The 15,176-nt window shown below is 61.9% G+C and carries 18 protein-coding genes; 5 read left to right on the top strand and 13 right to left on the bottom strand.

Going from position 1 to position 15,176, the window contains the following annotated elements; genetic code table 11:
• Positions 1–39 precede the first annotated feature (39 nt).
• The 4 genes from HNS03_RS11500 (at position 40) to HNS03_RS11485 (ending at position 2,491) form a co-directional block, all read left to right on the top strand.
• Complete coding sequence (locus tag HNS03_RS11500; protein ID WP_367195424.1) at positions 40–339, top strand: DUF2934 domain-containing protein; 300 nt, start codon at positions 40–42, stop codon at positions 337–339.
• A gap of 26 nt (positions 340–365) precedes the next feature.
• Positions 366–1,292, top strand: a complete 927-nt coding sequence (locus HNS03_RS11495; RefSeq protein ID WP_367195423.1) for a complex I NDUFA9 subunit family protein — start codon at positions 366–368, stop codon at positions 1,290–1,292.
• A gap of 216 nt (positions 1,293–1,508) precedes the next feature.
• On the top strand, positions 1,509–1,742 hold the full coding sequence (locus tag HNS03_RS11490; RefSeq protein WP_367195421.1) for a hypothetical protein: 234 nt from the start codon (positions 1,509–1,511) through the stop codon (positions 1,740–1,742).
• A 32-nt stretch (positions 1,743–1,774) separates the two neighbouring features.
• Complete coding sequence (locus tag HNS03_RS11485; protein WP_367195420.1) at positions 1,775–2,491, top strand: Crp/Fnr family transcriptional regulator; 717 nt, start codon at positions 1,775–1,777, stop codon at positions 2,489–2,491.
• 152 nt (positions 2,492–2,643) lie between these two features.
• On the opposite strand, the gene HNS03_RS11480 is transcribed toward HNS03_RS11485, so the two are convergent.
• The 5 genes from HNS03_RS11480 to HNS03_RS11460 all read right to left on the bottom strand — a co-directional run bounded on the left by HNS03_RS11480 (position 2,644) and on the right by HNS03_RS11460 (position 6,310).
• On the bottom strand, positions 2,644–2,811 hold the full coding sequence (locus tag HNS03_RS11480) for a hypothetical protein (protein ID WP_367195418.1): 168 nt from the start codon (positions 2,809–2,811) through the stop codon (positions 2,644–2,646).
• A 183-nt stretch (positions 2,812–2,994) separates the two neighbouring features.
• Complete coding sequence (locus tag HNS03_RS11475; RefSeq protein WP_367195416.1) at positions 2,995–3,843, bottom strand: SDR family oxidoreductase; 849 nt, start codon at positions 3,841–3,843, stop codon at positions 2,995–2,997.
• Between the two features lie 75 nt (positions 3,844–3,918).
• Complete coding sequence (locus HNS03_RS11470; RefSeq protein ID WP_367195415.1) at positions 3,919–4,107, bottom strand: DUF3008 family protein; 189 nt, start codon at positions 4,105–4,107, stop codon at positions 3,919–3,921.
• Positions 4,108–4,205: 98 nt separating this feature from the next.
• Positions 4,206–4,541, bottom strand: a complete 336-nt coding sequence (locus HNS03_RS11465; RefSeq protein ID WP_367195413.1) for a hypothetical protein — start codon at positions 4,539–4,541, stop codon at positions 4,206–4,208.
• A gap of 164 nt (positions 4,542–4,705) precedes the next feature.
• Positions 4,706–6,310 (bottom strand): sodium:solute symporter, encoded by a 1,605-nt coding sequence (locus HNS03_RS11460; RefSeq protein ID WP_367195412.1) that lies wholly within the window; start codon positions 6,308–6,310, stop codon positions 4,706–4,708.
• A 239-nt stretch (positions 6,311–6,549) separates the two neighbouring features.
• Between HNS03_RS11460 and HNS03_RS11455 the strand changes: the two genes are divergently transcribed.
• Entirely contained in the window at positions 6,550–7,155 is a 606-nt protein-coding gene (locus HNS03_RS11455) for a flavodoxin family protein (RefSeq protein ID WP_367195411.1), read from the top strand.
• Between the two features lie 77 nt (positions 7,156–7,232).
• Here the strand turns inward: HNS03_RS11455 and HNS03_RS11450 are convergent, their stop codons facing one another.
• The 8 genes from HNS03_RS11450 to HNS03_RS11415 form a co-directional block, all read right to left on the bottom strand.
• Entirely contained in the window at positions 7,233–7,661 is a 429-nt protein-coding gene (locus HNS03_RS11450; protein ID WP_367195410.1) for a CBS domain-containing protein, read from the bottom strand.
• Between the two features lie 105 nt (positions 7,662–7,766).
• Positions 7,767–9,098: an erythromycin esterase family protein gene (locus HNS03_RS11445; RefSeq protein WP_367195408.1), complete on the bottom strand. Its 1,332-nt coding sequence runs from the start codon at positions 9,096–9,098 to the stop codon at positions 7,767–7,769.
• A 109-nt stretch (positions 9,099–9,207) separates the two neighbouring features.
• The gene (locus tag HNS03_RS11440; protein ID WP_367195407.1) at positions 9,208–9,981 is read right to left on the bottom strand and encodes an SDR family NAD(P)-dependent oxidoreductase; all 774 of its coding nucleotides are present in this window, start codon (positions 9,979–9,981) and stop codon (positions 9,208–9,210) included.
• Positions 9,978–11,165 carry a zinc-dependent alcohol dehydrogenase gene (locus HNS03_RS11435; RefSeq protein WP_367195405.1) on the bottom strand — a complete coding sequence of 396 codons (1,188 nt, stop codon included), beginning with the start codon at positions 11,163–11,165 and terminating at the stop codon, positions 9,978–9,980. The genes HNS03_RS11440 and HNS03_RS11435 overlap by 4 nt, the downstream gene beginning before the upstream one ends.
• 12 nt (positions 11,166–11,177) lie before the next feature.
• Positions 11,178–11,855 carry an SRPBCC family protein gene (locus tag HNS03_RS11430; protein WP_367195403.1) on the bottom strand — a complete coding sequence of 226 codons (678 nt, stop codon included), beginning with the start codon at positions 11,853–11,855 and terminating at the stop codon, positions 11,178–11,180.
• Positions 11,856–12,174: 319 nt separating this feature from the next.
• Positions 12,175–12,606 carry a hypothetical protein gene (locus tag HNS03_RS11425; protein ID WP_367195401.1) on the bottom strand — a complete coding sequence of 144 codons (432 nt, stop codon included), beginning with the start codon at positions 12,604–12,606 and terminating at the stop codon, positions 12,175–12,177.
• Positions 12,607–12,658: 52 nt separating this feature from the next.
• The gene (locus HNS03_RS11420; RefSeq protein WP_367195400.1) at positions 12,659–14,275 is read right to left on the bottom strand and encodes a PQQ-dependent sugar dehydrogenase; all 1,617 of its coding nucleotides are present in this window, start codon (positions 14,273–14,275) and stop codon (positions 12,659–12,661) included.
• A 103-nt stretch (positions 14,276–14,378) separates the two neighbouring features.
• Complete coding sequence (locus HNS03_RS11415; protein ID WP_367195398.1) at positions 14,379–14,834, bottom strand: DUF2231 domain-containing protein; 456 nt, start codon at positions 14,832–14,834, stop codon at positions 14,379–14,381.
• Positions 14,835–15,176: the final 342 nt, after the last annotated feature.

Genomic DNA, 15,176 nt, shown 5'->3' with positions numbered 1-15,176 from the left:
GGAACCACATCAGCGCCCTTGTTGGGAAAGGCGAACACCATGGCCGACACCGATCAGAACATTCGAGAGAAGGCCTATCATCTGTGGCTCGACGAAGGCCGGCCCGAGGGACGCGCCGAGGTCCATTGGGAGAAGGCGCGCGAACTTGCCGCGATCGAGGAGGCGCAGGACACGGCGACCATGCCCCCGGAAGACGCGCTGGAGCGGGGAGCGGAGCCAACCCAGGCGTTTCAGAATTACGGCGAAGCCCCGGGACTGGCTGACCAGGGCAGCGAAGAAACGGGCCCTTCCTTGGGGGCGGCGCGCCGGACCCTCGCTCGAGGGCCTCGGGACGGGTAGGCGCTGCGCCCGCGCCGGAGGCTTCCATGCCCGGATCTCCGGCCGATGAGCCCGTGGCGACGATCTTCGGGGCCACCGGATTTCTCGGCCGGCGGATCGTTTCGCGAGCACTTGAGCGCGGGTGGCATATCCGCGCCGTGTCACGTCACCCCGATCAGATCCGGACCGTACTCGGCACGGACGACCGGATCACACCGCTCGTAGGCGACGTGCTCGATGTTGCGAGCGTGGAGGCCGCCCTGAAAGGTGCGCGGGCGGCGGTCAATGCGGTCAGCCTCTATGTGGAGAAAGGCGCCTACACGTTCGATGCTGTCCATGTGAAAGGGGCGGCGAACGTCGCCCAGTGCGCGTGGCGGCTGGGCGTTGCGCGTCTGGTTCACATCTCCGGAATCGGGGCAGATCCGGACTCGCGCTCAGCCTATATCTTGGCCCGCGGCCGAGGTGATGAGGCGGTTCGCTCCGCGCATCCCGATGCCGTCGTTCTGCGATCGGCCGTGATGTTCGGGAGTGACGATTCCCTGACGACCACAGTGGCCGGGCTGGTTCGCAAGTTTCCCGTGTTTCCACTGTTCGGGTCCGGCTCGACGGCCCTTCAGCCGGTCTGGGTCGGCGATACCGCCGAGAGCGTCGCGCGTCTCTTGGACCTGCGCGTTGCGGCAGAGGTGCCGTTGGAGGTCGCGGGCCCGGAGGTCATGACCTACCGGCAGCTTGTCGAAACGATCGCTGAGGCCGAAGGCGTTTCCGTCCATACGATACCGGTTCCGTTCTCGCTCTGGCAGGCGCTCGCCAGGATGGGAGGCGTGATCCCGGAAATTCCGATCACTCGGTACCAGATTGAACTGATGCAACGCCCAAACGTGGCGGAGGGGAGGGGTTCGAGACTCCACGATCTCGACATCGAGGCCACGAGCTTGATGGGTTTCCTGCGCAATCGTTCCCACGTAAGGCGTTGATTTATCGCAAAATTCTCGCCAAAAAGTCGGAAGCAAGTAAAGTTCACTTTTTAAATTTACCGAATATCCCGATTGGATATTCGGTATTTTAGGAGGAAAATATCGATAAAAGTCTGCAATATAATCTTTAATTCGACAATATTGATCGGAATTATCCCGGATAAATAAATCGATCCGGGATCCGGGAACGGTAGTGTCGCAAAGCGGATGGGAAATGTGTCGCGATATTTCTTTCATACGGAAAATGGCGGATCCTTCACGGATACCGAAGGAGTCGAGCTGCCTTCTCTGATGGTGGCCCGCAATGAAGCAATTGCTGCAGCCTCAGAAATGCTTTCAGATCTGAGTGGAGCGCTCGCCGAAGGCGGCAACTGGCGAATGGATGTTCAGGACGAAGCCGGTAGCCTCTGCATGAGCATTGTCATCTTCATCGATGGGGATCGCTTATGATTATTCTCAAATATTGATAAGGAGACATTTACATGAATGAAGATATTAATCCAATGTTACGCAAATTGGACGCCCTCCAGGCATTGTCTGATGGCGATCAATTTGCTCTAAAATCTATTTATTCACGAACGATCGACTATGAAGCTCACATTGATATTGCTCGCGAAGGAGATCGCGTTGGCGAATGCGGCCTTCTTATGAGCGGTATTGCGTGTCGTTACTCCATGACGACGGAAGGAAAGCGGCAGATTACCGGTTTCGTGGTGCCCGGCGATATCTTCGACGTTCAAAGCTTTCTGCTCGATGTCATGGACCATTCCATCGCCAGCATGTCAGCCTGTACCGTGGCCGTTATTCCCCACACCGCCCTGGTGGCGCTCACTGAAAACTCCGGCCGGCTTGCGCTCGCCGTATGGCGAGAGTCGCTCGTGGAAGCGGCAACATTCCGCGAATGGGTGGTCAATGTTGGCCGGCGCTCGGCGTATCAGCGCATCGCCCACATTATGTGCGAGCTCTATTGCCGGCTCGAGACAGTGGGTCTCGTGGAAGGATCTACGATCCGCTGGCCGATCACGCAGAGCGACATCGGCGATGCGTGCGGCCTGTCCATCGTACATGTGAACCGCTCGCTGCAGGCTTTGCGCGGAAACGACCTGATCGTTCTGCAAAACGGCATTCTCACCATCAAAGACTGGGACGGGCTCGCAGAAGCGGGCGAGTTCGATGGCACCTTTCTCCATCGGCAATGAAAGGTCTCCCGAGCCGCAGTCCGAGGCAGAGCCTTTCGCCGCTTCGGTTCCTCGCCGGCCTCGACCATGCTCCCGATACGATCATCGATCGACTTCTGCCGAAGTGGAGAAATCGGTATCGGCGCAGCCCTATTCGAAGTTCATGACAGCCTCTAGGACGGCGGGTCCAGGTCGCTTTCCCCCTTTTCGGCAATGCGCGAAAGCAGTTCGCCGAGCGTTCCGAGGATCAGATGGCAGGTACTGCATTCGACAACGGCATCATGATCACTTTCGCCGACAAGCAGAACCTGGCTGGAGCCACAATGCGGGCAATCAACCATGGAGTCGTCCATTTGGGCGCGGAGTTACGGAAAATGTGATCGAGATTTTTCTCGAGGCCCAAGCGGAGCGCTATTGCATATGTTAAAATTGAATAAGTTCCTCTCGGAACAGTTCATTCAGTGAGGCGACCGAGCGATCAGCCTCTATCGATTTGTTTTGCGGGGATGCAGGCCGTTGCGCGTTTAGGAGCCGACGAGCGTTCCCCCGTTGGGGTGAAGGATCTGCCCGGACATATAGGAGCCATCGTCGGACGCTAGGAATACGTAGCTGGGGGCAACCTCGTTGGGTTGGCCGACACGTGCCATCGGCGTGCCCTCGCCATGCTTTGCGGTGTGCTTGGCGTCGAATGAAGCGGGAATGAGGGGCGTCCAGATTGGCCCAGGCGCAACGCCGTTTACCCGTATGCCTCGTTCGACGAGTTGCATCGACATGGTGCGCGTGAAGGAGGCGATGGCGCCCTTCGTTGCGGAATAGTCCAACAGGGTCGGATGGCCTTGGTAGGCCGTAACCGACGTGGTGTTGACGATCGCACTTCCCGATTTCAGGTGCGGCAGAACCGCTTTCGTCATGTAGAAATAAGAGAACACGTTCGTCCGGAAAGTGCGCTCCAATTGTTCTGGCGACAGCTCGACGAGATCAGCGACCTCATGCTGCTCGGCGGCATTGTTGATCAGGATATCGATCCGATCGAATTCCGAAAGTGTCTGGTTGACCACCTCGTGGCAATGCTGGACGTCGCCCAGATCGCCGGCAATCGCGAAACCGTTGCGGCCTTCTGAATAAATGGCTTCGAGGGTTGCCTCGGCGTCGTCGTGCTCATCGAGATAAGCGATCGCGACATGCGCACCTTCGCGCGCGAAGGCATGCGCGACAGCGCGGCCGATGCCGCTATCACCGCCCGTGATGATCGCGACCTTCCCTTCCAAGCGTTCGGAGCCCGGATGGCGCGGTGCGGTTTCCGGCTCCGGACGCATGTCGCCTTCCAGCCCGGGCTGGCGATCCTGGCTCTGGGCGGGCTTGTTGTCGAGCATGGCTGGTCTCCATCGGTAGCTCTGTTTCGGCCGAAACCACCTGGGCTCGACATTGTTCCGGCCATTCGCATCGACCTACGATTTGGCGTTGTGGGCGGGCTTTCCCTGACGCTCGGTCGAGGCCATGTCCTCCAACTCGCTCTCGCTCATGGAGTCGTACATGGACTTCGCGGCACCGTTCAGGTTGCCGACCTTTTCCTCGCCGCGCTTTGCGGCCAATGCGGCACCCGCCGCCTTCTGCTGGGATTTGGATTTCGCGGGCATGAGCGTGCCTCCGTTCGTTGACGATCTGCGCTGCCAAACAACGGGCCCGGCTGCTTTGTTCCCGAGCGCTTGTCGCGAAAACCGGCCAATATCGTCGGTCAGATCGCTTCGATTTGGACGACCAGGGCGACGATCAGAACCACTGCCGCAACCGTGAGCAGGAAAAGCAGGATCGGCCCGATGCCGCTTGGAGCGGAGGATGCGAGATCGCCTCGGCTGCGTTCCTCTGTGACCGCAGGGGCTTGAGGGCTCTGCGGGGCGGATTCCATCTGGCGCACCTGCGAAACTCGCTCAGGCGAGGGAGGACTCCCCGAGGCCTCGTCATCGGTACCCAATGGCGCTGCGCACGGATCCTCATAGGGGACTTTGTCGCCAGTCGCACCGGCGTCGATGTCCTTGCGCAACCTATCCGTGGTGTTGGCCCGATCCGACATCGTCGCCTCCTGATCCGGGACGGAATGAAGCGGAGCGACTCGGCGCACGAATTTGGCTCGATTGCGCCAGATCCATCCCTGATTGGGCCGAACCCGCAAAGCGCTGCTTTGTTCCCGCGCCTGCTTGGACGTTCACGGCTTTCGTCGCATACGAGGCCCGGCACTCACCAGAACAGGGCGATCGGCACGGCGCACAGGACCAGAAGCACGCCGGCAAGCACCTTGTAGTCACCAAGGATGGGGCGGCGGACCTGGGCAAAATCGGCGGCGAAGTCATCGCGGTTCCAGACCACTTGGTCGACGGTCTGGTCGCCGGGGCGGGGCGCCGTCAGGCTGAGCCCGACGTGCAGCAGGATCGCTGCGATCATGATGAAAGACGACATCACCGTGTAGTGGATGTCGGGGAGGCCGGCGGCGGTCCACCAATCGAAAACCTCCTTGGAGAGGAACATCGGAATGCCGACGATGATGCCGGCAAAGATTGTCCAGAACGCGCCGCGGTCGTTGCCGCCGCGCCAGAACAGGCCCGCCAGATAGACCACCACGATCGCCGGTACGACATAGGAGAGCGAGGACTGGAAGTAGCTGAACAGGCTCTCGAATCCGGCAATCAGAGGCGCGTAGATCGCTCCAACCACCATCGCCACGCCGGTGACGACCTTGCCGATGGCAACCAGTGCCTTTTCCGAGAGGTTCGGACGCAACGGCTTGACGAAGTCGAGCGTGAACAAGGTCCCGGCGGAGTTCAGCGCGGAGTCCAGGCTCGACATGATGGCGGCGATCAGGGCGGCGAGGATCAGGCCTTGCACGCCGACCGGCATCAGCTCAAAGGCGAGCTTGGGAAAGGCAAGGTCCGGTGTGGAGAGGTCGGGATAGAGCGCAAAGGCGATCAGACCCGGGCTCACCATCAAGAACAGGTTTGGCAGCTTCAAAAAGCCGGCAAACACCGAGCCGCGCCGTCCTTCGCGCAGATCCCTGGCCCCGAGTGTCCGCTGCACGACGAACTGGTTGAGTGTCCAGTAGTAAAAGCCGAGCAAGATCACGCCCCAAAGCCCCGTCCAGGGCAGGAAATCGTTGTCCGCGGGCAAGATGAGCTGCCTCTTCTCCGGAGAGAGGCTTTCCATCAGCGCGGTCCAGCCGCCGACTTCCGCAAGTCCGAAGCCGAAGATCAGGGCAGAGCCCGCCATCAGCACGATTGCCTGGACGGTGTCGGTGACCACCACTGCGGACAGCCCACCCAAGATCGTATAGAGGCCGGCGACCAGCGCCAAAGCCGCGCTGGCCTGCCAGAGGCTGAGAGGCTCGATTGCGTTGGAGATCACCAGTCCGCCGGCATAGAGGGCGCCGGCGGTGTCGATGAACATGATCGCGATGAGCGTAAAGGCGGAAAACGCGCGGCGCGAACGAACCCCGTAGCGATGCTCGAGATATTCCGGGACGGTGGAGACTTTCGCGCGCAGATAGGAGGGCAGAATGAAGATGGCGAAGAAGACCAGAACCAGCGCGGCCGTCCATTCATAGTTGAAGATCGCGATGCCGTTTTCATAGGCGCCGCCCATAAGGCCAACGAAGCTGGAACCCGACATGTTGGACGCGTAAAGAGAAAAGCCGATCAAGTACCAAGGCAGTGCGCGTCCGGCCAAAAAGTATCCATCGGCGCCGGATTTCACGCGGCGAGACACATAGACGCCGTGGGCGATAATGGCGGCGAAGTAGATCACCACAATCGCATAGTCGACCCAATGAAATGAGAATTGAGCGTTCTCCATTTCTGGCGGCCCTCCTTTTTTGTGAGGACCGAAACACGTTTGGTTGCGAAATTGTTCCTGAACAGACGGCAAAAGTGGCGGCAATAGCGCCGAGCTTTGTCCAGCTCAATCCGCTCCGCAAATGGGTGGAACATTCAGGGGCACTGCGGGTTCGGACTGTGACGACCTCACCATCCCGCAGCGGCGTTCTCGCTGGCTTTGATTGAGGGCGAAACCTGACCCGAACGGTGGACACCGACATGCTCAACGCGCTTGCATTGAATTGTACGCTCAAGACCACAGACGAGCCCTCGTCTACCGAGCGGCTGTTGAGGCAGGTGCTTGGGGCGCTTGCCGCTTTCGATGTCGAAGCCGAGCTGCTGCGGATGACCGGCTACGACATCAAGCCGGGCGTTACCTCTGATGAGGGGCCGGGGGACGATTGGCCGGCAATTCGCGAGAAGGTCTTGGCGAGCGATATCTTGCTTCTCGGGACGCCGATCTGGATGGGCCAGCCCTCAAGCGTCTGCAAACGTGTGCTGGAGCGGATGGATGCGTTTTTGGGGGAGACCGACGACCAGGGGCGAATGGCGTCCTATGGACGTGTTGCGGCGGTCGTCGTGGTGGGCAACGAGGACGGGGCGCATCACGTTTCGGCGGAACTCTATCAGGCTTTGAGTGATGTCGGCTTCACCATTCCGGCCAACGCCGTGAGCTATTGGGTCGGAGAGGCGATGCACGGCACCGACTACAAGGATCTCGACGAGACTCCGCAGGTCGTCGGTCGTGCCACCGATATGCTGGCCCGCAACACCGCCCATCTGGCGCGTCTGCTCAAGGCCAATCCCTATCCTGGCGAGCGTTGAAGCGATGTCGCGGGCGAAGTGAATCGGGCGGCCGCCTCGTGGCGACCGCCTTTGTTTCAGGTGTCTATGTCGAAACATCAGTCAGCGTACGAGCTCTCCTGGTCTCGCAGCTTGCCTAGGCTGTCGCCAGCGGCAGACGGGTCGCCCTCGCTGGCGCCATCCGCGAGTGAGACGATGCCCACCAGCCGTTTGTCGCTGTTGACCACGGGCATGCGCCGCACCTTGGTGTTGGCCATGTTTCTCATGACCTGATCGACGTCATCTTCCTCGAAGCAGTATTTGACGTCCTTTGTCATGACATCGCCGACGCTGCAGTCCGCTCCACGGCCTTCGGCCACAACGCGAGCCATGATGTCTCGGTCCGTGATGCTGCCAACGAGGCGGTCCTGTTCGCCAACAGGCAGATAGCCGAGATCCTCGGCGACCATTCGCTGGGAAATCGCCCGTGCAGTGTCGTTGGGGTCGGCGACCGCCGTGCCGCGTGTCATGATTTCGGAAATACGCATTCTCATTCCTCCTTTCCGGCAATTGGGATGCTCCCGAACTGTCGAAGATCGTGAATGTTCCGATCGCCTGGAGGACCAAATGGGCAGAGGCGCCTTACAGTTCCTTCAAAGCCCGAACGGATAGGTGTCCGGTTCGCCCCTGTCGCTATGGGTCGCAAGAGGGGAGATCGCGCTGGTCTTGTCGAACCACAGGTAGAAGTCGAACTGGCGGGCTAGCGCCGACTCCACATAGTGGCTCCAACGCTCGGTTTCCGGGCGGTAGATGACGCCGATAAAGCGTTCGAGCCTCCGCTCCGACAAGGGCGCGCGTCGGTCCGCATCCGCATGGCGGAAGTCCGCGAGAAAGCTCGGGATGCCGGTTGCCTGCGCAATAGCCTCGTAGGAGGAGGGCAGGGCAGGCCGAACCTGCTTGATCTCCATATCGTCGCCCCAGTCGGTGGCGGCGGCGACCGCACCGCGATCGGTCCCGAAGCCGACGAGTAGGGCCGCATCGCCCCAGCGTTCGCGACAGAGTTGGCCGAGATTATATTCGCCGCGCTCCGACATGCCGGTCTCGCGGGCGTCGCCGATGTGGGAGTTGTGGGCCCAGACGATGGCTTTCCCGCCAAGCTGTTCCTCGCCCACGAGCGCTTCGAGCGTCTCGAACATGTGCCGGTCCCGCAAATTCCACGATTGCGCCGAACCGTAATACATGGCGCGATAGTAGACCTCTGCGTCGCGCACCAGACGTGCATTCTGCGCGGCGTCGAAGAAGGCCTCGCCGTCCTGCGCACAATAGTCGAGGCGTTTGGCGAGCAGCGATTGCAGCATGCCCACGACCGCCTCCTCGCAGGGCGCAAAACCGCGTTCCAGCGCGGCGCGGCCATAGTCGACATGGGCTCCCGCCCAGGGCCGCAGGCATGCATAGCGCTCGCGGGCCACATTCGCCGTCGCGGGATCGACTGCGTCCAGATAATCGATGACCGCGCGGATCGACGTGTCGAGGCTGTAAAGGTCGAGCCCGAAGAAGCCGGCCGGCGCGCGGGGTGCAGCCTCGTTTCTGTCCCTGAGCCAGCGGATGAACTGGTCGACCTCGACATTGCGCCACATCCAGACCGGAAATCGTTGGAACGGTGCCTCTTCGTCCGGACGATGCGGCTTCCAGCGCACGTAGCGATCGATCGCGGCGGCATCCGGCCAGTCCGCCTCGACCGCGACGATCCAAAATCCGTGCCGTTCGATCAGCCGCTTGGTGATGGCCGCCCGTGCCCGGTAGAACTCGGAGGTTCCGTGGCTCGCTTCGCCAAGGAGCACAACTTTGGCATCCGCCAGTCGATCTGCGAAAAAGGCGAAGTCGGGCGCATCAAGCGGCGGCAATGGCTCCGCGAGGTTGCTGAGGGCTGCGACAGCCGACCGCTCGTCCACGGAAAGGTACTCGTCAGGAGACCGTGATCTCATCGTCGCCCGTCCGCTTGGTCAGAGCCATCGCGTTTCCCGCAACAGCCGGTCTGATGCGGCCTGCTACAGCAGGTTACCTCAGTTTTCCCGCCGATTGGACCGACAACTCTTATTGCGGCTCCGCCATGCGCCGGTGCATTTCCGCAAGGACGCTATCGGGGATGATCCCGGCGAACGTGGTCTGCACCTTGTTCATGAAGCCGACTGTCACGCCGCTGACGCCTTCTTCCATGGCCTCGTAGCCTTGCCTGGCCACCTTCGCGGGATCGTCCTTGTCATCACTGGATCCGATCTTGGTATCTTGCATTCCGGCCCGATTGAAGAATTCCGTCTCGGTCGGGCCCGGCATCAGGCACGTGACGGTGACACCACGCTCTTTCAACTCGTTGCGCAGCGCCCAGCTGAAGCTGTCGAGGAAAGCCTTGGTCCCGTTGTAGACAGCCTGGAAGCTCCCCGGCATGAAGCCGGCAACCGAGCCCGTGATCAGGATCTTGCCGGACCCGCGCGCACGCATCTGCCGCCCGACATCGTGGATCAGCGCGATCGTGCTGACCACGTTGAGGTCGATCACATCCACGGCCTTGTCCAGGTCCTCATCGAGGAAAGCATCGCCCAATCCGCGTCCGGCATTGGCAAGGAGCGCATCGACGGGGCGATCGGCGATCGCCTCGCACAGCGCGGCTGTCCCTTCCCGCGTCCCGAGATCCGCCATGAGGGTTTCGACCGCCACGGTCTCATCCCGCAGCGCCTCGGCCGCCTGCTCGATCTCGGGTTCGTCGGCGCAGATCAGAAGATCATAGCCGTCATGCGCGCAGCATTTCGCAAGTTCGAAGCCAATCCCGGTGGAAGCGCCCGTGACGACCGCAAACGGATTTGCGTTCATTGTGCCTCCTCTGCCCAAGGGTTCAAAACGACCTTGGTCCATTCGTTCGCGTTTTCCTTGAAGTTCTTGTAGCCGGTCGCCGCCTTTTCGAGGGGCAACCGGTGGCTGATCAGGAACGTCGTGTCCAACTCGCCGTCCACGATCATCTGCAGCAGCTTATCGCTGTAGCGCTGGACGTGGGTTTGACCGGTCCTGACGGTCAGGCCCTTTTCCATCAGGGCGCCGAGGGGAAATTTGTCGGCAAAGCCGCCGTAAACGCCCGGCATGGAAACGCGGCCTCCTTTTCTGCAGGCATAGATCGCCTGGCGCAGGGCATGGGCGCGGTCGGCGCCGAAGCCGACCTTCTGCTTGACGGTGTCGAGCACGCTGTCGGGCGCAAAGCCGTGCGCCTCCATGCCGACCGCATCGATGACGGCGTCCGGGCCGATACCCCCGGTCATCTCCATCAGAGCTTCGGCTACGTTCGTCTGGCTGTAGTCAACGACCTCCGCGCCCAGTTCGCGGGCCAGTCTGAGCCGGTTTGGCAAGTTGTCGATGCCGATCACCCGGTCGGCGCCCATTTTGAGGGCGCATTGGATCGCGAACAGGCCGACCGGTCCGCATCCCCAAACGGCGATGGTGTCGCCCTCTTCGATCTCCGCGTTTTCCGCCGCCATCCAGCCGGTCGGCAGGATATCGGAGAGGAACAGGACCTTTTCATCCTCGATGCCGTCCGGAACCTCGACCGGACCGACGTTGGAGAAGGGGACCCGGACATATTGCGCCTGGCCGCCGGGGTAGCCTCCGGTCAACTGCGAATAGCCGAACAGCCCGGCGACGCCGTGGCCGAACAGGAACTCCGTCATGTCCTGCTTTTCGGACGGATTGGAGTTGTCGCAAGCGGAGTACTGCTGCTTCTCGCAGAAATAGCAGTGTCCGCACGCAATCACGAACGGGACCACCACGCGTTGACCGTTCTTGAGGGGGCTCTGCGAACCGGTTTCCACCACCTCGCCCATGAACTCGTGGCCGAGGATGTCTCCCGGCAACACCGCAGGGATCACGCCGTCATAGAGATGCAGATCGGAGCCGCAGATGGCGGTCGAAGTGATCTTGATGATCGCGTCGTGGGGGTTGAAAATCTCAGGATCGGGGACAGTCTCGACCCGGACGTCCTGGGACCCATGCCAGGTGAGCGCACGCATTGTTGCGACTCCTCAGTTGGAGTGGGGAATGCCGGCGGTCGCGATCTCGCCGGTTTCCATCAGCATCTTGAAGCGTTTCAGTTCGCGGCGGGCCTGGATGCTGGGCTCGCGCTGGAAAATCTTTGCGGCGAGCCTGCCGATCTCTCCCGACGGCGGGACATAGGCGATGGTCGCGGAGACGACGGTGCCTCGGCCGGCCGGAGCATCCTTAAAGGTAACGCGACCTTCCGTTTCGATGTCGGACCCGGCCACGGAGCGCCAGGCAATGAGCTCATCGGGCCGCTCCTGCACGATCTCCGTCACGATCTCCACATCGCGGCCAAAGGGAGCTTTGACGGTCCACGCATATCGCGTCTCGCCGACCTGCCGGACCTCTTCGATATTTTCCATGAATTTCGGGAGGTTTTCGAAGTCTCGCCAGAAGGCGAACAGATCGGCCCGTGGGCGCTTGATGGTCACGCTGCGGCCGACGGCGGCAAAGGCTCCGAAGCGGCTGCGCCGAGCCGTGCGTCCCGGTGCGGAATCGGCCGGATGCCGCGGTTCTCTCGGTTTCGAGAGTGCTGCGCCCAAAGCCACCCCGACCAGCGCGATCGCGCCAAGACCGAGTACGGGCGCAAGGCCGTGCTCCCGGGCCGGAGGTCGTTTCTCCCGATCCCAATCCTCTCGCGCGAGGTTATGCCACGAAGGCATGGGAACTCGGTCGGACCATTCCGGAAATCGATTGGTTCGAACCTGCCAATGCATGACGCGGTTCCTCCTATTGAGATCGCAAACAGCCGTCGATTGATGCTCGGCTTCGGAGCGAGCGACCCGATCGTCAAAGGTCACTGCCGACGGCCCGAAACAGTAAAGTGCGGGCAATCGGTCCGTGGATGCAGCGATCCGGTTCCCCGTTGCTGCTCCAAATAGATTGGACCGGCCAATTGTTCCTTGGCTGCGAACCGCTCTGGGGAAAAAGCTTCGGGTGGGCGGCACGGCCGACGTCACCCTCACTTCTCCTGGCTTTGCTCTAATCGTCCCGGGCGCGGTAGTCGGCCACGGTCAGCTGCAGGCCATCGAGCAGCAGATAGACGAATGCGCTGGCCGCGCCGGCCAGAAGCCAGCCCAGTGGACCGTTTATGAGGAGGCCGCAAAGATAGGCCGTGCTCATGCCGCAGCCGATGGAAATGAAGCTCAAAAGCCGCCCAAGCAGGCGCGTCTTCTGGGAGTCGTTGGTCGCGGGCCCTTCCAGAAAGGTCAGCGCCGCGACTTCCGCCAATACGAAGGCAGAGGCCGCTCCGAACGAGCCGGCCAGGACCTCCACGAGGTCCGGCGGGGAGAGCGTGTTCAAAAGCGCGTAGGAGCCGGTGATCATCACCGAGAAGCCGTAGGGAGATGAATTCTCCTCCACGCTCAGGCGCATATTCCGGATCAGCTTGTAGACCGCGGGCCGATCCCGCACGGGCCGGGAACGCGGACGGCCCGCGTTCCGATTTCTCCTCATGTGGGTCCGCTCACCGCTCATTCGCCTGGCCGTCGCTCGCGCCGGTCTCGCTCGGTAGGACGGCCGGGGCGATGTCGGTCTGCGACGGGCGTGTTCCGCCGCCACTACCTTGCGAGGTCGTCACAGGCGCCTGACCGGTGAGAAGCTCGTCGGATGAGGGCCGGGCGCCCTGGCTCGCTTGGCTTGCGCCGCTATCTGGCGCAGGCGTCGCTGCGGCAGAGCTGTCCGTCCGGGCAGGGGAGGCCGCGCTGCTTGTCGCCGTATCGAAGCTAGAGGAAGTGTCGGCGGACACGCGATCGGTTCCGATCGGTGCATCCGTGACGGAGCCGTCGGCGGCGGCGACACGCCAGACGGTGTTGCCCGCGTCGTCGGCCACAAGAAGGGCTCCTGTGCCGTCAATTCCGACGCCGACCGGCCTGCCGTGGGCCTCGTCTCCGTCGATGAAGCCCGTGACGACGTCTTGAGCTTTTCCGGACGGAGCGCCCTCTTGGAAGGGAATATAGACAACCTTGTAACCGTTGAAGAAGGTGCGGTTCCAACTGCCATGCTCTCCGACGAAGGCGCCGCTGCGATAGTCGGCCGGAAGGGCGGACGCCATTGCGAAGGTCATGCCGAGCGGGGCGACGTGACTCGACAAAGCGTAGTCGGGTGCGATGGCCTGCTCCACCATGTCCGGGCGCTTCGGGCGAACGCGCGCGTCCACATGATTGCCGTAGTAGCTCCACGGCCAACCGTAGAAGCCCCCGTCCTTCACCGACGTCATATAGTCGGGAACGAGATTGGGCCCGAGTTCGTCGCGTTCGTTGACAACGGTCCACAGGGCCCCCGTTTCGGGATGGAACGTCAGGCCGTTCGGGTTGCGCAGGCCCGATGCGAAGACACGACTTGCCCCTGTCCGACGGTCGACCTGCCAGATGGCGGCGCGGCCCTTCTCTGCCTCCAGGCCATTTTCCATGATGTTGGAGTTGGATCCGACGGAGGCATAGAGGAAGCGCCCTTCCGGCCCAAGCGCGAGGTCCTTCGTCCAATGGTGATCGATCGGCCCGCCGGGCAACGGCGTCAGCACCGTGGGGTCGGCGGTGATCTCATTGGCGCCGAGTTCATACGGATAGGCCAGGATCGCGTCGGTGTTCGCCACATAGAGCGTTCCGTCGGCCCAGGCGACCCCGAACGGAGAGTTCAAGTCCGTAAGCAGATCGTGGCGCTCGTCGACCTCTCCGTCGCGATTGGTGTCGCGCAAGAGCGTGATCAGGTCGCTCGGCTTCTTTTCGCCGCCACCGCCGCCATGAGCGATCGACATGATCCAGCCCCGGATGATGTCCTTCGGACGCGAGACAGGCTCGCCGGACGGACCGCGAGCCTGGATCACGAGGACATCTCCATTGGGCAGGGTATGCAGCGCTCGCGGGTTCGCGAGATCCTGAGCATAGGCGGTCACCGACAAGCCGTCTGGCACGGTCGGGGTCTCGCCATCGGCCCAGCCGACCACCTCGGCGACCTTCATGTTGGCGACCAAGGGTGGATTGGGATCGGGTAGGACGGGGTCGGGGCCGATCTGCTGGGAGATGTCGAAATCCGAGGAATCGTTGCAACCGGCAAGCGTCGCGATCGCAACAAAGCCACCCATCAGGGCGAGCTGCCGTCTGCGGCCGGCGGAACCCGGCCGTGTGCGATCGCCTCTTGCCGAATATTTGGACGAACGGTCCGTTGAATCCATTTCCGGATTTGCCCTAAGCATGGTCGTCACCTCGTTTCGCCGTGCGACCGCGCGATGTGGTGTCGAATGCATCCGTGGCGATGATCACGACGACCGTCGCCACGGAGAGCGTGAGCCCCCATGGAACAACGGCCGTCCAGCCGTCGCCGGCGTGGATAAGGCTGTTGAGAAACGCCAGCACGAGAACGATCAGGCCGCCGATCACGGTGGGCCATATCGACCGGCGCGGGCCCGCCGTCTCCCCAAAAAGAAGATCGAGGAGCCCTGCCACGATGGCCAGGACGCCGGTGATCAGCCCGGCAAACAGCAGCCAGGACGAGAAGTTCTGCCACATCAGATTGGCGGTCCGCCAATAGGCAAGATCGGTGAAGAGTGTGAGTGTGAAACACACGATGGGAAACTGAACGACACGCGCGGAAATCGGGTGGCGTCTGTGCACCGGCGCCGTGTCGTAGCGCACGGAGGTCATATCGAGCCTCGTTTCGCATTTGCGTTATCTGTCGAGAAGAAGCCGGAGGCGCTGCCGAGATCCGCAGGCCGTCGGCTTCCGGCGTCCGAACGATGGATCGCAGAGATTGTTCCATCTCCACATGGGCCGGGCCGGAAAACGATCCGCGCCGAAGCGGGCCAACCGTCGATGCTGCCAATTCGGTCGTGTTCTCGTCGTCCGTTACTCGACCGTATCTTTACCGGTGAAGCGGTTGATCGGCGTATTCGGTTCGCGGGCGGCCGTTTCGGAGAAGAGGGTTGCGAGCCCAGCGATCGGCGGCCGGGTCTGCGGCGGTTCGTGCCTCGAACAAGAGTCCGGTCG

This window comes from Amorphus sp. 3PC139-8 (genome assembly GCF_040750475.1).
GTDB lineage: Bacteria > Pseudomonadota > Alphaproteobacteria > Rhizobiales > Amorphaceae > Amorphus.
The sequence above is the reverse complement of the archived record's forward strand: the minus strand, read 5'-3'. Positions and strand labels throughout refer to the sequence as shown.